This window comes from Burkholderia cepacia (assembly GCF_029962485.1).
Lineage (GTDB): Bacteria > Pseudomonadota > Gammaproteobacteria > Burkholderiales > Burkholderiaceae > Burkholderia.
Map to the genome: position 1 here is coordinate 3123503 of NZ_CP073637.1, position 20814 is coordinate 3144316.

The window sequence follows — 20814 nt, forward strand, 5'->3', positions numbered from 1 at the left end:
GTCGTGCTATCTATCCGAACAATTTACGTAGTCCTTCAAAAATCACGGACCTCTCAATGTACCCAAAAGCAGAAATCGCGCACACAACGCCAATTGCCGAGTACAGCAACACCATTTTGTTGATCGACACCATATCCGCCCATGATGCCTTTGTAAGCACCGCAAGAATAAGTGCCGCCGCGATACCACCAGCGATGATAACTACTGGAAAAATTGCGCCAGACGGAATCGCAGCCTTCACCCATGCCATCGGATAAGACAAAATCATTGCCGATAAAAATGCGACCACGAACGCAACGACGGCGAACAAAAGCGAGACAACCCCGAAATCCCGAATGGAGAGCACCCCAATCAATACCCCACCCACAATTGCAGCAGTCAAGCTTGCTCCAAGCAACTCAGAGAATCTCACTTTTTATCTCCTTGACACCCCATATACTTAAATATGTTTGCGTCAACTTTGCCCCACAGCGAATCTGCGGCCCATTCATTAATTTTCGGGAGATATCCGGTTCCCTCTCCGTATGTATGGATGCTGATCGAATTGCCGTCATCCGATACCCAGCGCCTGACAATCCCTGGCGAAAGCAAGTGACGCCCCGGCTCGGTAACGTTAATCACCGTCGCGCCACCGTCCTTGACAACATGATGCACGTACCCTACCGGTAGCGCAAAGCTTTCTTGTCCATTCTTGATGGGTTCCCCTGAAGCACCGGGAGCGGGATATCGAAGCAATCCTTCAACGGCACTCTTGTAGTTACATTTCGAGTTCGTCTTTTGACAAGAATTAACTACATTGTATGAATGGAACCTGGAATTTGATTCATCAAATGACGGAACTCCATCCGCATCAACACCGGTAACACCATCCTTACCTACCGTATACAATCCAAGCGGATCGTATTCAGAGGCCGGATTCGATTCCGCATAGGCAAATTTGTTTAAACCGCCAATGATCCCAATCGGATCTTGATTAATATACCGCCCCACTTGAGGATCGTAATATCGGTATCGGTTGTAGTACAAGCCGGATTCCAGATCACGATACTGCCCCGGGAATCGAATCGGGTTATCAATTTCATCCGCAATGTGCGTCCGTGCTTGACCATAGCCTTTGAGATCAACAGCCCACACCACCTTACGCTCGTCATCAACCAGTTCTTGCGGGGTACCTAAATGATCGCTTAGATAGTGATAGCGCTTACCACCCTCGAGCTTTGCCAGCGGGCCCTGATGGTCTGGATGGGGAATATACGTAATCACAGAATCATCGCGAGGCGACGCACCCGCGCGCACCTCCTGCAACATCCAATCACCATCCCAGGTGAACAACGTCGTTCGAGGTGCTTCGTTTGCTGGCGTGTGGATCTTCGCAATTCGTCGACCAATTGCGTCGTATCTGTATTCGGTTCGAGCGCCGTCAGCATGCTCAACTCTTGAGAGCTGATGCGCTCCGTCATACCAGTATCGCGTCGAGCGCGGCGCAATCGTGACTTCTTGCGCCGCTGACACATCTTGTCTGGACAATAGCCTACCCATCAAACTCGATGTGGATTGTGGAAGGGACTCTTCTCGCCCAGTTTGTACGGTCTGTCCGATCCGGTTGCCATGCCCGTCGTAAACGAACTCGAATAGCGTGCGCGTCTCGCCGTTCGCATCAACAAAACGCGATAGCCGATCGCCGATCACGTTCGGCCCAATCACAGCAGCGGACTCCAGCGTCGCGCCGTTTGCACTTTGCGCCAACAGGTTCCCCGCGTGATCGTACTGGAACGCTTCGTTTGTCACGTCGGCGCTTGCTTCCCCTCCTGTTTGGGCGATACCAATCAATCGGGCAAGCGGATCATAGTGGTAGCGCTTGTCACCACGCCAAGCGTCCGCCAGCCGGGTCAATTGACCACTTCGGTCATACTCCCATGTACGCCATGGTCGTGGTTCTGCGCGTGGCTCGCCGCGCTCGTCGAGGTCCTGCAATCGTTGTGATGCCAACTGACCGGCATCGGTGTATTGGAAAAGCTGCGCGACCGGCCCCTGCGTACTCTGGATCGTTCGATGCAGTTCATCTCGCTCAAAGCTCGCCAGTGCCCCGCCATCCAGCAGCAATCCGTGGATATGTCCGCGACCGTAGCGCTGCCAAGTCAGCACGCCCCCGTCCGGTAGCAGGGTCTGGCCGCGGTTGCCAATCGCGTCAAGTTGATGCTGGAGTCTCCAGACGCGACCGTGGTGCGCTTGCAGCTCTGCGACTCGTCGCCCTGCGGCATCGTATTCGTACGTGATTTGTGACTCATCGCCGGCCGCCGGTCGATGGCGCAGTTGCTTGAGCAAACCTCGTTCGTCATAGATGAACGCCGTGCTTGTCCCATCGCCAAGTCGCCGCTCGATCGGACGGCCAAGATTGTCGTACAGCAGGACTGTGCGCATTTGCCCGTCTTGGCCGTAATCGATTTGCTCGATCTGTTCACCTGCAGCGTTATATGCAACCTGCTGTCGACGGCCGTCAAATCCAGTCTGCTCCACGATACGTCCCTGAGCGTCGTAACGGAACGTACAGCGCTCGCCTTTCGCGTTCGTCAAACTCGCAAGCCGCCCGAGCTCATCGTATTGGAACGCGGTCCGCCCCCCCATTGGATCGAAGACGCCAACAGATTGGCCATACTCATCCCATGTCACACGCGTCGTCCGCCCAAGTGGATCGACATGTGCAATTGCCCGTCCTGCTTGATCGTACTCGGTCTTCCAGACGCCAAGCCCAGCGGGTTCCAGAGCTGCCGGCTTTCCTGCGGCGTTGCCGTGAAATTTGTTCGTTTGACCCAACGCATTCGTCTGGCTGGTTAGGCGACCGAATTCATCGTGAGAATATTGTGTCGTAAAACCCGAACAGTCTGTGCGGGCAATCAATTGACCAGCCTCGTTCCATTGCGTACGAGTCACGTTACCAAGCGCATCCGTGTGCGTGACCGGTAGGGCATTCTCGAACACGGTGCTTGCAGAATTCCCCAGCGGATCGATTTCCCTTACAAGATGCCCGTCAGCGTCGTACTCGCGCTGCCAGATCTGGCCAGCCGGATCCGTGATGCGCACGGGCAGGCTCAAATCGTTGTATTCGATTCGCGTCAAGTGACCCGCGGCATCCCGAATTGCGACCGGGCTACCCTGCGCATCGCATACCGCTTGAGTTGTTCGGCCAAGCGCGTCCGTCCGACCGACAATGTTGCCGGTTTCGTCAAATTCGGTCGTCTCGGTGCTGCCGTTCGGGTACGTGATCTGGTCGACCGCCCACAGCCCGTTGTACCGATATGTCGTAGCGTTCCCAAGCATGTCGGTGACACGCGTCATCCGAACCGACGCCTGGTAGTCGAAGCGTGTGTCGCGCGTGACTATTGGCTTGCCGTCTTCGTTTCGAGTATATGCGTAGGTGCGTACGCAGCGCGATTGCGGTGTATCGCCGTCCCATTCAGAGACGAAGACTGCGCCCGCCGGCATCTCGTAGCGAGTCAGCAGGTGATGCTGATACGCGTACCGCCAAGTTCGATTACTCTGATCGACCGCCTGGATCAGGTCGCCATTTTCATCGTAGCGATATGCAGCGAGTTTCCGTTTCGAATCGCCATGCCCATCTACCCAATGGACTTCAGTGATGCGGCCGGCTTCATCGTGTTGGCACGTCACCGTATGGACGTTATTTCGTACTTCCTGCAGGCTACCCGTCGACGTATAACCGAACGTCAACGCTTGGCCATCTCGCGTTTCATATCGAGCGAGTTGCCAACGCAACTCGTCGAGCGGGTGCTGTTCGTATGTTTCGACGATTCCGCTCGGGAAGCGAATCACGTAACGATGACCATTTTCGTTATCGTCGAGTCGTGCAAGAGTATATTTCTCGACTGGATGGAAATGTTCCTGGCCCAGTTCAAGTAGCGGGAACTGCAGTTGACGGCCGTCGATGTCAAAATAGACAAGCCTTGAAGCCCCAGCGGTCGTCTGCAGTTGAATTTCGGTTGAATACTGCAGCTTCCAAGCAACGCCAAAACCACCTGTCCGCTGATCGGCGCTGCGGTACCGCCGATTCCATCGGATCGGTACCCGCCCAGGTAGCGTGAAATCATCGTGCGTCAGCAGCTTCTGGCCGGTCGCTACATCGACAGGGTGCGCCGATTGAGTCTTTTTGGCACACTCCGCACAATCAGCCTCGGTCACGGGCGCAAGGCCCTTCGCGCTGCCGCCGCTTTGCGTTACCGGTCCTTCGAGATAAATGCCCTTGCCCTTGAGATGGATGCCTGCAGCATCAATCGTAACCGCCCCCCCGGGGCCGATCAGTTGCGCAGTCGACGAACCCGACAGACTCGCCTGGCCCTGATCTGTAATCCTGATCTGGTTGCTATCCGCGCTTGTGACGTGATCCGGGAGTTGCGGACTGAAATCCGGTGAGGCATCGAGCGGCGCATCCTGATCCTTCTTGACTGCGTCCCCGACCGCCTTGCCGCGCACCGTTACCGTATAAGTATGACCTACGTGCGCGGTCCAATCCTGTACGACGCGATCCGTTCGGCTCATTCCGACCGTGCTCGCCATCTGCAGCACGACATTGCGCAAGAACAGACCGCCGACGTTGACGTTGTAGGCAAGCCCAACGTTGAGCATCTTGCCGAGACCAACGCTTTGTACCGATGCCAGCCCAACCGTCTCGACCTTGACACCTCCGGTCGAAAGCGTCCAGTTCCGGCCGATCTGCGCTTTCTCGTCCTGTCCCACAGATTTTTGTCGATCGACACCAACCGAATGTGACTCGTCGTTTTCGACCTCGATGCGCTGATCCTTCTCCGCATGCAGCCACACTTCTTCCTGTCCCTTCCTGTCTTCGAAGCGAAGCGCGTTGGCTGTATTGACATCACCGCCCGTGCTTGAGCGCGTCAATATCCCGCTCTGCGTTGCGTTTGCCGGCAAACTCCACGGCGGCGTATTCCGGGCGTTGTAGACAGATGAGATGATCAGAGGACGATCAGGATTTCCGTCACCGAAAACGATGACGACTTCGTCGCCGATGCGGGGCAACTGAATCATCCCGAAGCCTGCGCTCGCCCATGGCTGTGAGACGCGCACCCAACACGAACTACCCTGATCGCTTTTGCCCAGCCGGTCCCATGGGAACTGCACTTTCACGCGACCGAGTTCGTCGGTGTAGATTTCCTGACCTTGAGGGCCAACCACGGTAGCGGTCTGGACGCCGATAATTGCCGGTCGAGGAATCGTCAGAAGTGGACGGTAAGGGATCTTCTTGCGAATGCAGCGGAATTCGTTGGTGTACGTTGCGACGCCGGGCTGCGCCTGATAGTTGTTCGTACCGTGATGTCGGACCCAGGTCACCAGAAACTGGCGATCCTCGGGCTGCGCGCGCTCATGGTCATAGTGGGCCTCGATCTGTACGTAGCGATCGGGCTCAATCCGCCGGCAATGAGTGGCGCCGACGAAAAACTTGCTGTGTGCGGCGAGTGCTTCAGTGCGGAACCTCGCCAACTGTTCGCCGCGGTCGCTGTCAGGGAAGCCGTGGGCGCCCAGATAATCATAGACTTCGTAGTTGTCGACTTCGCCCTGGTTGATGCCCGTGTCGCGCTCGACCAAGCGTCTCGCAGCCGGTGCCTTGTAGTCAGCGGTTTTGAGCATCGTGCTGCCGGACGTCAATTGCCGGCGCGCAACGAACGACGTGACCACTTGTTCATCGTCTAGTATTTCGTCGGTCGAGTACCGCAGCAAAGGACTACGCCCGGAGATCGGCTGGGCGTTCGTTGACGTATCGGTAATGATCAGTGTGTGAGCATCTTTCTTGTGTTCAAAATAGAAGAACAGGCCTTCTTCCTGTATGAGACGCAAAGCGAATGCCAGATCCGTTTCCTTGTACTGCGTACAGTAGCTGCGGTTCGCGGTCGGCTTCAGTAGTCGTATCTCTACATCGCCGAACTTTCGATAGCGTTGAAATACTGCAATCAGAATTTCTTCGACCGTTTGCTCTTGGAAGATTCTGATGTCCTGCCGCCGATCCATGAACGCGATCCATGGCCGAGCAGTCGCTTCGTAGATCGCGAGGCCACCGTCCATGCCTGTGTGCTCAAAATCCGTCACATAGCCGTGGAAGTAACGCTCCTCGGAGCTGGCAATCGCATCGGTCAATTGCAGGGTTACTGTGACCGGCTTGCCGATCAGCTTCTTGAGCTCGATGTTCGGATCCTGCGAAGCCAGCTTGAGCTGAATCTCGAACAACTGACCTAGCCCTTCCTCGCCTCGAAATTCAGTCAATACGAGGTCGGACCGTCCAGACAGCGGTGTCTTGATCGTGAAGAGTCGGTTATTTTGAAGCGCAAAGAATTGCTTCGCGATCTCGGCAAAGGAGAGCGGCGGCATACGTTATCGTCCTGTCTTGTTGGTCTAGCTGGACTTGGAGGCGGCCCGCCCCCTACAAACGAAATGCCCCCTACAAGTGGCGAGCATTCACACCATCATAAGATCATACCGAATGCTGATTGTCAGGAAGTGCAAACTTTTCGAGATAAACGGTGCCATATCATTTTTGCATCGCCATGAGATGGAATTTGTTTATCAGTGCGCGTCAACTTAGAGAGTGTTTCAAAAAGAGTGGTCTGGTCGCTGAAGCGTTCGCCAGCCCGAGCGCTTCGGCTCGATGGTGAATGCTCCTTAGTCGAAGCCCACGCGCACTGAGCTTCGCGACGAGATATTCCGCGATCTCTGGAACTGGCAAACCCAGTGGGTCTCCGTGCACCAAGAGAGGTTAGCGTTCGCCGTTCTCAAGACGAACTTCACGAATTGCGTATTGGGTCACGCTAGGCTCCATTCGACGAATGGAACCCATTTTTTACCGATTAGGTATGTTCCGCCTAGATCGAAAAATGTGTAAACGAAAAAAGACCCGAAGATCCAAGCTAAATCGTTGATTTAGCCCAAAAAATCGGGTCTATCCTTACACTAGGAACTAACGTTCCGCCTAGAACGGAATATCGTCGTCCATCTCGTCGAAGCCGCCGCCGGCCGGTGCGCTCGGACGGCTTTGCGCGCCGCCGCCAGTACCGCCACGCGCCGCGCCGCCGGCACGACCGCCGCCGCCACCGCCACGTTCCATCTGCTCGCCGCGACCGCCGCCGCCGCCGCCGCCGCCACCGTAGCCGCCGCCGTAACCGCCTTCGTCACCGCCGCCACCGCCGCCGCCGCCCGCACCGCGGCCGCCGAGCATTTGCATCTGTTCGGCCACGATTTCGGTCGAGTAACGATCCTGGCCGTCCTGGCCCTGCCACTTGCGCGTGCGGATGCGGCCTTCGATATAGACCGACGAACCCTTCTTCAGGTATTCGCTGACGATTTCCGCCAGACGGCCGAAGAACGCGACGCGATGCCACTCGGTCATTTCCTTGAAATCGCCGCTTGCCTTGTCCTTGTAGCGGTCGGTCGTCGCGAGACGGATGTTCGCAACCGCGTCGCCGCTCGGCAGGTAACGGACTTCAGGATCGGCGCCGAGATTGCCGACGAGGATGACCTTGTTGACGGATGCCATGTGTTTCTCCAGTAAATTCGATGCCGGGCCGCCGGCGCATATTGCCGGGACGGCCCACCGGGCAAGCCGGCGCGCGGCCGGCGCCTGCCCGAAATAAGGTTCAGGCCTTGCGCGGCGGCGCTTTCATGCTGGCCGCGATTATAAGCCACGCGGCCACGAGCCCCGAACACGTATAGAAGACCGTGTTGGCGCCCCCGTGCTTCAGCAGCCAGCCGCCCACGATGCCGCCGAGCGCGAGCCCGATCGACTGCGTGGTGTTGTAGACGCCCGTGGCCGCGCCCTTGCGCGAACCGGGCGCGAGCTTCGACACGAGCGACGGCTGCGACGCTTCCAGAATGTTGAAACCGAGGAAGTAGACGAAGAGAATCGCCGCCACAATCAGGATGGTATGCGGTGCGCTGCCGAGCAACAATTGGCCGATCAGGATAGCCAGAATGCCACCGAGCAGCACCGGCTTCATCTTGCCCCGTTTTTCCGCGACGATGATCGCCGGGACCATCATCACGAACGCGAGCCCCATCACCGGCAGGTAGACCTTCCAATGCGCGGCGACCGGCAGCCCGCCGTCGACCAGCAGGCGCGGCACGACGAGGAACAGCGCCGTCTGCGTCGCGTGCAGCACCAGCACGCCGAAGTTCAGGCGCAGCAGCTCGACGTTGTGCAGCACCTCGGCGAACGGCGCGGGCACGTGCACGGGCTTCGCCGCGTCGGGCACGATCCACAGCACGACGCCGATCGCGAGGATCGACAGCACGCCGACGATCGCGAACAACCCGCTCATCCCGACCCAGTGGAACACGATCGGCGCGCCGACGATCGCGACCGCGAACGACACGCCGATCGAGCCGCCGACCATCGCCATCGCCTTCGTGCGGTTCTGCTCGGAGGTCAGGTCGGCGATGAAGGCGAGCACCGCGGACGACACCGCGCCCATCCCCTGGATCACGCGGCCGACGATGATCCACGTGATGTCGTGCGCGGACGCGGCGACGAAGCTGCCGATCGCGAAGATCACAAGGCCCGTGGCGATCACCGGCTTGCGGCCGAACTTGTCGGACGCCCAGCCGTAGAAGATGTAGAACAGCGACTGCGTGACGCCGTAGGCCCCGAGCGCGAGGCCGACGAGCAGTACGTTGTCGCCGCCCGGGATGGTTTTCGCGTAGACCGAGAACACCGGCATGATCATGAACAGGCCGAGCATGCGCAGCGCGAAGATCGCCGCGAGCGACGTGGTCGCGCGCAGTTCGGGCGCAGTCATGCGGGAAGACGTGGCAGACGGATTGGACATCGGGAATGAATTTCGAATGATCGGAGTGTCCGCCCGGCGGCGGGCGGCGGAAGATCAGGACCGGCGGCCCGGGAGGCCTGGCGGGCGACACGTCGGGGCAGGATGCTGACGGCCCGCGGGCCGCCCGGAACCGTGCGGCGCGACCGCTTTCCCCGGTGCGGGTGTCGCCTTGCTGCCACCTGCTGTAAAGGCTGGGGGCCGTAAACGACGGTCTCGAAAAGCCGTTATAGTAGCAGGTTTGGTTCCCTCCATTTTCGCCAGGTTCATGGAACAGATCCGTATCCGTGGGGCGCGCACCCACAACCTGAAAAACGTCAATCTCGACCTGCCGCGCCACAAGCTGGTCGTGATTACCGGGTTGTCCGGGTCGGGCAAGTCGTCGCTCGCGTTCGACACCCTTTATGCCGAAGGCCAGCGCCGCTACGTCGAAAGCCTGTCCGCGTATGCCCGCCAGTTCCTGCAACTGATGGAGAAACCCGACGTCGACCTGATCGAGGGCCTGTCGCCCGCGATCTCGATCGAACAGAAGGCGACGTCCCACAACCCGCGTTCGACCGTCGGCACGGTCACCGAAATCCACGACTACCTGCGACTTTTGTACGCACGTGTCGGCACGCCTTACTGCCCCGACCACGAGATCCCGCTCGAGGCGCAGAGCGTGTCGCAGATGGTCGACGCGGCGCTCGCGTTGCCCGAGGAAACCAAGCTGATGATCCTCGCGCCCGTCGTCGCCGACCGTAAGGGCGAGCACGCCGAGCTGTTCGAGGACATGCAGGCGCAGGGCTTCGTGCGCTTTCGCGTACGCTCGGGCGGCGGCACCGCGAACGAAGGCGTCGCGAAGATCTACGAAGTCGAGTCGCTGCCGAAGCTGAAGAAGAACGACAAGCACACGATCGACGTCGTCGTCGACCGCCTGAAAGTGCGCCCGGACATGAAGCAGCGGCTCGCCGAATCGTTCGAGACCGCACTGCGCCTCGCCGACGGCCGCGCGATCGCGCTGGAGATGGACACCGACCGCGAACACCTGTTCAGCTCGAAGTTCGCGTGCCCGATCTGCTCGTACTCGCTGCAGGAGCTCGAGCCTCGCCTGTTCTCGTTCAACAACCCGATGGGCGCGTGCCCGGAATGCGACGGCCTCGGCCAGATCACGTTCTTCGACCCGAAGCGGGTCGTCGCGCACCCGTCGCTGTCGCTCGCCGCCGGCGCCGTGAAGGGCTGGGACCGCCGCAACCAGTTCTACTTCCAGATGCTGCAGAGTCTCGCGGCGTTCTACGAATTCGACATCGACGCCGCGTTCGAGGACCTGCCGGAAAAGATCCGGAAGGTACTGCTGTTCGGCTCGGGCAAGCAGACGATCCCGTTCTCGTACATCAACGAGCGTGGCCGCACGACGATCCGCGAGCACGTATTCGAGGGGATCATCCCGAACCTCGAGCGCCGCTACCGCGAGACCGATTCGGTCGCGGTGCGCGAAGAGCTGTCGAAGTACCAGAACAACCAGCCGTGCCCGTCGTGCGACGGCACGCGCCTGCGCCGCGAGGCACGCCACGTGCGGATCGGCACGGGCGACTACGCGCGCGGCATCTATGAAATCAGCGGCTGGCCGCTGCGCGACGCGCTCGGCTATTTCGACGGCCTGACGCTCGAAGGCGCGAAGCGCGAGATCGCCGACAAGGTGATCAAGGAAATCGTCGCGCGCCTGACGTTCCTGAACAACGTCGGCCTCGATTACCTGTCGCTCGAGCGCAGCGCCGAGACCCTGTCGGGCGGCGAGGCGCAGCGCATCCGGCTCGCGTCGCAGATCGGCTCGGGCCTGACGGGCGTGATGTACGTGCTCGACGAGCCGTCGATCGGCCTGCACCAGCGCGACAACGACCGCCTGATCGCGACGCTCAAGCACCTGCGCGACCTCGGCAACTCGGTGATCGTCGTCGAGCACGACGAGGACATGATCCGCACGGCCGACTACGTCGTCGACATGGGCCCCGGCGCGGGCGAGCACGGCGGCGTGATCGTGGCCGAAGGCACGCCGAAGCAGGTGCAGTCGAACCCGCAGTCGCTCACCGGCCAGTACCTGCTCGGCAAGCGCACGATCGAGTACCCGGACGAGCGGCTCGCACCCGATCCCGAGCGGATGCTGCGCATCGTCGACGCGTACGGCAACAACCTGAAGCACGTCGATCTCGAGCTGCCGATCGGCTTGCTGACCTGCATCACCGGCGTGTCGGGCTCCGGCAAGTCGACGCTGATCAACGACACGCTGTATCACGCGGTCGCGCGCCACCTGTACGGCTCGTCGGCCGAGCCGGCGCCGCACGAGGCGATCGAGGGCCTCGAGCACTTCGACAAGGTGATCAACGTCGACCAGTCGCCGATCGGCCGCACGCCGCGCTCGAACCCGGCCACCTACACGGGCCTGTTCACGCCGATCCGCGAGCTGTTCTCGGGTGTGCCGACCTCGAAGGAGCGCGGCTACGATCCGGGCCGCTTCTCGTTCAACGTGAAGGGCGGCCGCTGCGAATCGTGCCAGGGCGACGGCGTGCTGAAGGTCGAGATGCACTTCCTGCCGGACGTCTACGTGCCGTGCGACGTGTGCCACGGCAAGCGCTACAACCGCGAAACGCTCGAAGTGCAGTACAAGGGCAAGAACATCAGCGAAGTGCTCGACATGACGGTCGAGCACGCGTACGAGTTCTTCAGCGCGGTGCCGGTCATCGCGCGCAAGCTGAAGACACTGCTCGACGTCGGCCTCGGCTACATCCGCCTCGGCCAGTCGGCCACGACGCTGTCGGGCGGCGAGGCGCAGCGCGTGAAGCTGTCGCTGGAGCTGTCGAAGCGCGATACCGGCCGCACGCTGTACATCCTCGACGAGCCGACCACCGGCCTGCACTTCCACGACATCGCGCTGCTGCTCGAAGTGATCCACCGGCTGCGCGACCAGGGCAACACGGTCGTGATCATCGAGCACAACCTCGACGTGATCAAGACAGCCGACTGGGTGATCGACCTCGGCCCCGAAGGCGGCGCCGGCGGCGGCCAGATCATCGCGCAGGGCACGCCCGAGCAGGTCGCGAAGACGAAGGCGAGCTTCACCGGCAAGTACCTCGCGCCGCTGCTCAAGCGCACGGCCCGCAAGGTCGCGGCCGGCTGACGGCCGCCGCCTTCCCGCGCGCGGCCGCCCGGCCGCGCGCGCCCCTTCGCGCCGCGCAACCGGCCTCCCCTCGTTTTCCCTTCTGCGTTTACACCATGCGCCAAACGGCCCCATTGCGGACCATAATGGCAGCTATACTTTACGGTCGTAAGGTTCTCCGTACGCACCAATCCGGTGCGGCGCCGGGCGAACACGGCTCTGCCACGCATTCCGCGGCATGACACACGAACGACAGGAATCCACGATGGAGAAGCAACCAGACTCGTCGCGCGATGCGCAGAATCGCGAACCGCACCTGCGCAGCGTGCGGCTGACGAGCGACTTCAGCCTGCCGAAGCTGTCGGCGCTCGAGATCGGCAGCTACCTGTTCGCGATCCTGGCCATGTGGCTCGTGATCGAGCTCAAGCTGCTCGGCGGGCTGCTGGCCGGCCTGCTCGTCTACCAGCTGATCCACACGATCGCCCCCGTGATCGAACGCCACACCACGAGCATGCGCGCGCGCTGGGTCGCCGTCGTGCTGCTGTCGATCGCGATCGTCGGCGCGCTGACGAGCCTGACGATCGGCATCATCGAACACTTCGAGCGCACGGTGCCGAACCTGCAGAGCCTGCTCGACCAGCTGATGCAGATCGTCGAGCAAACCCGCGCGCGCACGCCGGCCTGGATCGCGAACCTGCTGCCCGTCGACGTCGAGCAGATGAAGACGAAGGCCGCCGTGCTGATGCACTCGCACATGGACCAGCTCCAGCAGAGCGGCAAGAGCGTCGCGCGCGGCTTCGGCCACATACTGTTCGGGATGATCATCGGCGCGATGATCGCGATCGGCGTCGAACACGGCAAGGTGCGCCGGCCGCTGTCGACCGCGCTGGTCACGCGCGTGTCGCGCTTCGCCGACGCATTCCGCCGGATCGTGTTCGCACAGATCAAGATCTCCGCGATCAACGCGGCGTTCACCGGCATCTACCTGCTCGTCGCGCTGCCGATCTTCCACCAGCGGCTGCCGCTGTCGAAAACGCTCGTGCTCGTCACGTTCATCGTCGGCCTGCTGCCCGTGATCGGCAACCTGATCTCGAACACACTGATCGTCGCCGTGTCGCTGTCGGTCAGCATGGGCACCGCAATCGCGTCGCTCGCATTCCTCGTGATCATCCACAAGCTCGAATACTTCCTGAACGCGAAGATCATCGGCGGCCAGATCGAGTCGCGCGCGTGGGAGCTGCTGCTCGCGATGCTGATCATGGAAGCCGCGTTTGGGCTGCCCGGCGTGATCGCCGCGCCGATCTTCTATGCGTACCTGAAACGCGAGCTGTACCTGCTGCGGCTGATCTGAAGACGCCCGCGCGCCCAGGCTCGAGCAATAAAAAACGCCGCACCCCGTAAAGGGTGCGGCGTTTTTGCTGGTACGGGCCCGCGCCAGTCAATCAGCGGAACACGACCGTCTTCGTCCCGTTCAGCACGATCCGGTGCTCGACGTGCCACTTCACCGCGCGCGCGAGCGTCACGCACTCGACGTCGCGGCCGATCGCGGTCAGCTGGTCGGGCGTCATGCTGTGGTCGACGCGCTCGACTTCCTGCTCGATGATCGGGCCTTCGTCGAGATCGGTCGTCACGTAGTGCGCGGTCGCGCCGATCAGCTTCACACCGCGGTCGAACGCCTGGTAGTACGGCTTCGCGCCCTTGAAGCTCGGCAGGAACGAATGGTGGATGTTGATCGCACGCCCGGCGAGCTGCTCGCACATGTTCGGCGACAGGATCTGCATGTAGCGCGCGAGCACGACGAGATCGGCCTGGTGCTCGTCGATCACTTCCAGCACGCGCGCTTCCTGCGCGGCCTTCGCGGCATCGGTCGAACCGCCGATCAGCGGAAAGTGATGGAACGGGATGTTGTAGCTCGCGGCGAGCTGGTAGAACTCCTTGTGGTTCGACACGATCGCCGGTATCTCGATCGGCAGCTGGCCGGTGCGATAGCGGAACAGCAGGTCGTTCAGGCAATGGCCGATCTTCGACACCATGATCACGACGCGCGGCTTCACGGCCGCGTCGTGCAGCTCCCAGCGCATCGAGAACTGCTCGGCGAGCGGTGCGAACTCCTTGCGCAGCGTGTCGAGCGCCGTCGCGGCATCCGTGCCGTCGCCGTCCTGCTCGAAGTGCACGCGCATGAAGAACTCGCTGGTGCGGCTGTCGCCGAACTGCGCCGAATCGAGGATGTTGTTGCTGCGGTCGAACAGGAAGCCCGAGACCGCGTGGACGATGCCGTGCCGGTCAGGGCACGACAGTTTCAAGATAAAGCTGTGATCGGTCGGCATGACCGCTACTCCCTTTGTTTCCGTATTCGTCAAATTGCCCGTTCGCCGCGCCTGCGTCACGCGGCCGGGGCGAACAGCGCGTCGATGCCGGCCGCGTCGGCCGCCGGAATCCAGCCGTGGCGCAGCAGCGTGTCGAGCGTCGCGAGGCTCGCGTCCATCGTCGCGCGGCCTTCACGCAGCCAGCCGATCACCTCGGGCACGCCGGCCAGCAGGTGCTCGGCCACTTCGCCGTCCTGGTTGCGCGGCGCGAAGTCGTTCGGCAGCGGCAGGTCGTACACGAAAATCAGTTCGGACTGCGTGCCTTCCGGCAGCGAGTTCAGCACCTGCACCGCTCGGCCCGCGATCGCGCGCGCGGCCAGTTCTGGCGGAATGCCGGCTTCTTCCCAGCACTCCTTCGCGAGCGTCTCGTGAACGCCCAGGCCCCAGCCGATGCCCCCCGCGACGACGTTGTCGAGCATGCCGGGGTCGGTGGCCTTGGTCTCGCTGCGGCGGCCGAGCCACATCTGCGGCACGGCCGCAGCGCGCGGCTCGCCCGGCGCAACCGCATATTCTACGATGCCGTTCACGTGCACCGCATAGGTCTGCGTGCCGAAGAAGCGCGACGCGGCGCGCTCGATGTACGCGAGCGGCGGATCGTCGAAGCGGTTGCGGATCGCGTAGATCTCGTCGCGCCAGCCGGGAATCGCGCCTTCGGCCGCGAGCGCGCCGATCGCACTTGCCAGCGCCATGCTGCGCGCGTCGACCGAGTCGTAGCGCGCCGACAGCACGACACGCTCGTCGGACAGCTCGAACACGTCGGGCCAGCGCGCGAGCTTCGCGACGTCCTGGCGGCGCACCCAACCGACCGCCTGGCCGGCGATCTCGAAACGCAGGTGCGCGGCCGGATCGAAACGGCGCGCGGCCGCGATACACGGAAACGTCATCGCGATCAGTCCTTCAGCGCGACGCGGATGCCGATCGCGATGAACGTCGCGCCGGCGATCCGGTCGAGCCACACGCCGGCCTTCGGGCGGCGCTTCAGCCATGCGCCGATCATGCCCGCGCCGACGCCGAACAGCGAGAAGACCACGGCCGTCTGTAGCATGAACAGCGCGCCGAGTTCGAACATCTGCAGCGTCACGCCCTGGGCGCCATGCGGATCGACGAACTGCGGCAGGAACACGACGAAGAACAGCGTGACCTTCGGGTTCATCAGGTTGCCGATCACGCTCTGCCGGAAGATCGTGCCGAGCGGCTGCGGCGGGCGCGCATGCGCGTTCGCGAGGCCCTGGCTGCGCAGCGCCTTGATACCGATCCACACGAGATAGGCCGCGCCCGCGAGCTTCAGGATCTGGAACGCGACCGGCGACGAACGCAGCACGGCCGCGACGCCGAGCGCCGCGAGCGTCGTGTGGAACAGGATCCCGGCGGTGAAGCCGAGCGCGGCGACGAAGCCGGCCGCGCGGCCCTGCGAGATGCCGCGCGCGAGCACCTGCAGGTTGTCGGGACCGGGCGCGAACGTGATCGCGATCGACGTGGCGAGAAACAGCATGAAGTTGGGCATCGGTGACCTCGCTGTATGACGGACGCTAACGCTGGCCTGCGCTCAGTGGCCGCCGAATTCGGTAACGGTATAGACGGGCAGGCCCGCGTTGCGCAGCAGCGCCGAGCCGCCGAGATCGGGCAGGTCGATGATCGCCGCGCCTTCGACGACCACCGCGCCGAGCCGCTGCAGCAGGTTGCGCCCCGCCATCATCGTGCCGCCGGTCGCGATCAGGTCGTCCATGATGATCACGCGGTCGCCGGGGCGGCACGCGTCTTCGTGGATCTCGACCGTCGCGCTGCCGTATTCGAGGTCGTACGATTCCGAGCGCGTCTTGTACGGCAGCTTGCCGACCTTGCGGATCGGCACGAAGCCCACGCTCAGTTCGTACGCGACGATCGGCGCGATGATGAAGCCGCGCGCGTCGAGGCCCGCGACGTAGTCGAGCTTCGCATCGACATAGCGTTCGACGAACAGGTCGACGAGGATGCGCAGCGCCTTCGGGCTCTGCAGCAGCGTCGTAATGTCGCGGAACTGCACGCCCGGCTGCGGCCAGTCGGGCACCGTGCGGATCTGGCTGTGGATGAAGGCGACCGGATCGAGCGGTGCGCCCGACGACGAATGCGGCATGAAACTCTCCGAAAAAAACGGTGCGCGAAGATCGGGCACCGTTTCGAATAAATACGGGTCAGGTTATCAAACCAAGCGCGGCTCAGGCGGCCGCGGCCGGCGGATCGCGCCGATGGCGGGACAACCGCTCCTCCGCGAGCGCGAGCGCCTCGGGCAGCCCGCGCAGCACCACGATGTCGCTCGCGCGCAGCTTGGTCTGCGGATCGGGTTCGACGCCGCGGATGCCGTGCCGGCGGATCGCCGTGACTTCCAGCCCGAGCGCATACAGCCCGAGCTCTTCCAGCGAACGCCCGACCGCGTCCGCGCGCGCATCGACCGGCACCGATTGTAGCCGCACCTGCTCGTGGTCGTCGTCGTCCGCGTCGTCCGCACCGCGGAAATAGCCGCGCAGCAGGCTGTAACGCTCGTCGCGCATTTCCTCGACGCGCCGCACGACCTTGCGCATCGGCACGCCGACCAGCACCAGCGTGTGCGACGCGAGCATCAGGCTGCCCTCGACGATCTCCGGAATCACCTCGGTCGCGCCTGCCGCGAGCAGCTTCTCGAGATCGGCATCGTCGACGGTACGCACGATCGCCGGCAGCGTCGGCTCGAGCTCGTGCACGTGGTGCAGCACGCGCAACGCCGACGGCGTGTTCGCATAGGTGATCGCAACGGCCGCCGCACGGTGGATACCGGCCGCGAGCAGCGACTCGCGGCGCGCCGCGTCGCCGAACACGACCGATTCGCCGGCCGTCGCGGCCGCGCTCACGCGATCGGGATCGAGGTCGAGCGCGACGTACGAAATGCCTTCCTGTTCGAGCATCCGTGCCAGGTTCTGCCCCGCACGGCCGTAGCCGCAGATGATCACGTGGCCGCGCTGCTTCAGGCTTTGCGTCGCGATCCGAGTCATCTGCAGCGACTGCTGCATCCATTCCGTCGACGACAGCCGCATCACGATCCGGTCGGCGTTCTGGATCAGGAACGGCGCGGCGAGCATCGACAGCAGCATCGACGCGAGGATCGCCTGCAGCAGCGTCGAATCGACGAGATGCCGGTCGAGGATCAGGTTCAACAGCACGAAGCCGAATTCGCCGGCTTGCGCGAGGCCGATGCCGGTGCGCATCGCGACGCCCGGCGTCGCGCCGAACAGCCGCGCAAGCCCCGCGATCATCGTCCCCTTGAACAGGATCTGGCCGACGAAGAAGCCCAGCACGAGCAACGGGTGCTCCCAGATCACGCGCGGATCGAGCAGCATCCCCGTCGTCACGAAGAACAAGCCGAGCAGCACGTCGCGGAACGGCTTGATGTCCTCTTCCACCTGATGGCGGAACGGCGTCTCGGAGATGAGCATCCCCGCGATGAACGCGCCGAGCGCGAGCGACAGGCCGAAGCGGTCGGTGATGAACGCGGCGCCGAGCGTGACGAGCAGCAGGTTCAGCACGAACAATTCCTGCGAGCGGCGCCGCGCGACGACGTTGAGCCAGCGCGTCATGAAGCGCTGGCCGATGACCAGCAGCAGCGTGAGTGCGATCACGATCTTCACGGCCGCGAAGCCGAGCGTGATCGCGAGGTCCTTCGACGATTCGGCGCCGAACGCGGCGATCACGATCAGCAGCGGCACCACCGCGAGATCCTGGAACAGCAGCACGCCGAAGATGTTGCGACCGTGCTCGGTCTCGATCTCGAGCCGCTCGGCGAGCATCTTCGACACGATCGCCGTCGACGACATCGCGAGCGCGCCGCCGAGCGCGATGCTGCCCTGCCACGTGATGTGCACCCAGTGCTCGAACACCATGCCGAGCACAAGCGCGAGCACGAGCGTCGCGACCACCTGCAGCAACCCGAGCCCGAACACGAGCCGCTGCATCGCCCTCAGCTTCGCGAGCGAGAATTCGAGGCCGATCGAAAACATCAGGAACACCACGCCGAACTCCGCGAGGTGCTCGGCCCGTTCGAGATCCGCGGCGATGCCGAGCGAATGCGGGCCGACCAGGATGCCGACGGTCAGATAGCCGAGCATCGGCGGCAGGTTCAACGAGCGGAATACGACGACGCCCACCACCGAGGCCAGCAGCAGCAGCAGGGTCATTTCGAGCGGGGAAATCACAGGCGAAGCGTCCTCGTTCGTCGGGGCCACGGCAATGCGGGCGCGGGTGGTGGCGGTGGACAGGCGACATCGGACGAGACCGAAGGCCCGGCGCGGCGAACAAACGCCTTTGCTATACTCCGCGCATGATAGCGAAAATCAATGATGACCGGGCGCTCGCGCTCGCCCGCGACGTGCTCGACATCGAGGCGGACGCCGTGCGCGCGCTGCGCGACCAGCTCGACGGCGGCTTCGTCCAGGCCGTCGCGCTGCTGCTCGGCTGCCGCGGCCGCGTGGTGGTGTCCGGCATCGGCAAATCGGGGCATATCGCCCGCAAGATCGCAGCCACACTGGCCAGCACCGGTACGCCGGCCTTCTTCGTCCACCCTGCCGAGGCCAGCCACGGCGACCTCGGGATGGTCACCTCCGACGACGTCTTCATTGGCATCTCCTATTCCGGCGAATCGGAAGAACTCGTCGCGATCCTGCCGCTCGTGAAGCGGATCGGCGCGAAGCTGATCGCGATCACGGGCCGCGCGGAGTCGAGCCTCGGCACGCTCGCCGACGTGAACCTGAACGCCGCGGTGTCGAAGGAAGCGTGTCCGCTGAACCTCGCGCCCACCGCGAGCACGACCGCCGCGCTCGCGCTCGGCGATGCGCTTGCCGTCGCCGTGCTCGACGCGCGCGGCTTCGGTTCGGAAGATTTCGCGCGCTCGCACCCGGGCGGCGCGCTCGGCCGGCGCCTGCTCACCTACGTGCGCGACGTGATGCGCTCGGGCGACGACGTTCCGTCCGTCGGGCTCGACGCGACGCTGTCGGACGCGCTGTTCCAGATCACCGCGAAGCGCCTCGGCATGACGGCCGTGGTCGACGCCGGCGGCAAGGTCGTCGGCATCTTCACGGACGGCGACCTGCGCCGCGTGCTCGCGCGCGACGGCGATTTCCGCACGCTGTCGATCACCGACGTGATGACGCGCGACCCGCGCACGATCGCACCGGATCATCTCGCGGTCGAAGCCGTGGAACTGATGGAGCGCCACCGGATCAACCAGATGCTCGTGGTCGATGCCGACGGCGCGCTGATCGGCGCGCTGAACATGCACGACCTGTTTTCGAAGAAGGTGATCTGATGAGCGCAGCGCTGACTGCGGCCGAACGCGCGAGCCGCGTGAAGCTCATGATTTTCGACGTCGACGGCGTGCTGACCGACGGCGGCCTGTTGTTTACCGCGGCCGGCGACACGATGAAGTCGTTCAATTCGCTCGACGGCCACGGTGTGAAGCTGCTCGGCGAAGCCGGCATCGCGACCGCGATCATCACGGGCCGCCGCTCGGATATCGTCGCGGCGCGCGCGAAGGAAATGAAGATCGCGCACCTGTTCCAGGGCGTCGAGAACAAGCTCACCGTGTTCGCCGACCTGATCGCGTCGCTCGGCCTCACCGCCGACGCGTGCGGCTACATGGGCGACGACTGGCCCGACCTGCCCGTGATGCTGCGTTGCGGCTTCGCGACGGCCCCCGCGAACGCGCACCCCGAGGTGATCGCCCGCGCGCACTGGGTGGCCGAGGCCCGCGGCGGCCAGGGCGCCGTGCGCGAAGTCTGCGACGCGATCCTGCGCGCGCAGCGCCGCTACGACGCGCTGCTCGCAGCGGCCTGCGGAGCCTGACGGATGAATACGCATTTCCGCTGGACCCAGCTGCTGCCGCTCGTCGCGGTCGCCGCGCTCGCGGGCATCACGTGGTGGCTGCTGCAGGCCACGCTGCCGCCGCCCGGCGAGGGCATCGTGCAGCCGAAGCGCCACACGCCCGACTATTTCGCGGACAACTTCTCGGTCACCGAGCTCGACCAGTCCGGCACGACCCAGTACCGGCTGACGGCCGCGAAGCTGATCCATTACGAAGACACTGAAAACAGCGACCTGACCGATCCGGCCATGCGCGCGTTCCAGCCCGGCAAGCCGGTCGTGACGACCACCGCGAAGCGCGGCACCGTCAACGGCGACGTGTCGATCGTCGATTTGTACGACAATGCGCGCATCCTCCGTGCGGCCGGCGGCGGCGATCCGCAGATGCAGGCTGATTCCCAGCATTTCCGGATCTTCGTCAATGACGATGTGATCCAGACCGAAAAGCCGGTTAAACTTCAGCGCGGCCTGTCGCTCGTCAACGCGACCGACGGCATGAAGTACAACAACGTCACCCGGGTCATCGAGCTTTACGGCAACGTGCGCGGCACGATCGCCGCCGCGGACACGTCCGGCGGCTCGAAAGGTCAACCCAAGTGACGCATCC

14 protein-coding genes are annotated in these 20814 nt (G+C 63.1%); 5 read left to right on the plus strand and 9 right to left on the minus strand.

Features of this window, described 5'->3' with window-relative positions:
• Positions 1-10: 10 nt before the first annotated feature.
• The 4 genes from KEC55_RS14570 to KEC55_RS14585 form a co-directional block, all read right to left on the minus strand.
• Entirely contained in the window at positions 11-412 is a 402-nt protein-coding gene (locus tag KEC55_RS14570) for a hypothetical protein (protein ID WP_282505986.1), read from the minus strand.
• Positions 409-6396, minus strand: a complete 5988-nt coding sequence (gene tssI / locus KEC55_RS14575; protein ID WP_282505987.1) for a type VI secretion system tip protein TssI/VgrG — start codon at positions 6394-6396, stop codon at positions 409-411. The genes KEC55_RS14570 and tssI overlap by 4 nt, the downstream gene beginning before the upstream one ends.
• A gap of 598 nt (positions 6397-6994) precedes the next feature.
• Positions 6995-7558, minus strand: a complete 564-nt coding sequence (locus KEC55_RS14580) for a single-stranded DNA-binding protein (RefSeq protein WP_282505988.1) — start codon at positions 7556-7558, stop codon at positions 6995-6997.
• Positions 7559-7658: 100 nt separating this feature from the next.
• A complete protein-coding gene (locus KEC55_RS14585) occupies positions 7659-8846 on the minus strand; it encodes an MFS transporter (protein ID WP_048025666.1) in 1188 nt (395 codons plus the stop codon).
• 265 nt (positions 8847-9111) lie between these two features.
• Here KEC55_RS14585 and uvrA point away from each other — a divergent pair, with 265 nt between their 5' ends.
• Together uvrA and KEC55_RS14595 are read left to right on the plus strand one after the other, a co-directional pair.
• Complete coding sequence (gene uvrA / locus KEC55_RS14590; RefSeq protein ID WP_176049655.1) at positions 9112-11997, plus strand: excinuclease ABC subunit UvrA; 2886 nt, start codon at positions 9112-9114, stop codon at positions 11995-11997.
• Positions 11998-12241: 244 nt separating this feature from the next.
• Positions 12242-13327, plus strand: a complete 1086-nt coding sequence (locus tag KEC55_RS14595) for an AI-2E family transporter (RefSeq protein WP_282505989.1) — start codon at positions 12242-12244, stop codon at positions 13325-13327.
• Between the two features lie 91 nt (positions 13328-13418).
• On the opposite strand, the gene purU is transcribed toward KEC55_RS14595, so the two are convergent.
• The 5 genes from purU to KEC55_RS14620 form a co-directional block, all read right to left on the minus strand.
• Positions 13419-14303: a formyltetrahydrofolate deformylase gene (purU, locus tag KEC55_RS14600; protein ID WP_282505990.1), complete on the minus strand. Its 885-nt coding sequence runs from the start codon at positions 14301-14303 to the stop codon at positions 13419-13421.
• 56 nt (positions 14304-14359) lie between these two features.
• A complete protein-coding gene (locus tag KEC55_RS14605) occupies positions 14360-15226 on the minus strand; it encodes an NUDIX hydrolase (protein ID WP_282505991.1) in 867 nt (288 codons plus the stop codon).
• Positions 15227-15231: 5 nt separating this feature from the next.
• Positions 15232-15846, minus strand: a complete 615-nt coding sequence (locus KEC55_RS14610) for a LysE family translocator (RefSeq protein WP_176049651.1) — start codon at positions 15844-15846, stop codon at positions 15232-15234.
• Between the two features lie 42 nt (positions 15847-15888).
• Positions 15889-16455 carry an adenine phosphoribosyltransferase gene (locus KEC55_RS14615; RefSeq protein WP_282505992.1) on the minus strand — a complete coding sequence of 189 codons (567 nt, stop codon included), beginning with the start codon at positions 16453-16455 and terminating at the stop codon, positions 15889-15891.
• An 82-nt stretch (positions 16456-16537) separates the two neighbouring features.
• Complete coding sequence (locus KEC55_RS14620) at positions 16538-18544, minus strand: monovalent cation:proton antiporter family protein (protein ID WP_282505993.1); 2007 nt, start codon at positions 18542-18544, stop codon at positions 16538-16540.
• A gap of 125 nt (positions 18545-18669) precedes the next feature.
• Here KEC55_RS14620 and kdsD point away from each other — a divergent pair, with 125 nt between their 5' ends.
• The 3 genes from kdsD to lptC are packed head-to-tail and all read left to right on the plus strand — an operon-like array spanning position 18670 to position 20807.
• Positions 18670-19653 (plus strand): arabinose 5-phosphate isomerase KdsD, encoded by a 984-nt coding sequence (gene kdsD / locus KEC55_RS14625; RefSeq protein WP_282505994.1) that lies wholly within the window; start codon positions 18670-18672, stop codon positions 19651-19653.
• Positions 19653-20189: a KdsC family phosphatase gene (locus KEC55_RS14630; protein WP_176049647.1), complete on the plus strand. Its 537-nt coding sequence runs from the start codon at positions 19653-19655 to the stop codon at positions 20187-20189. The genes kdsD and KEC55_RS14630 overlap by 1 nt, the downstream gene beginning before the upstream one ends.
• A 3-nt stretch (positions 20190-20192) precedes the next feature.
• Complete coding sequence (gene lptC, locus KEC55_RS14635) at positions 20193-20807, plus strand: LPS export ABC transporter periplasmic protein LptC (protein WP_176049646.1); 615 nt, start codon at positions 20193-20195, stop codon at positions 20805-20807.
• Positions 20808-20814: the final 7 nt, after the last annotated feature.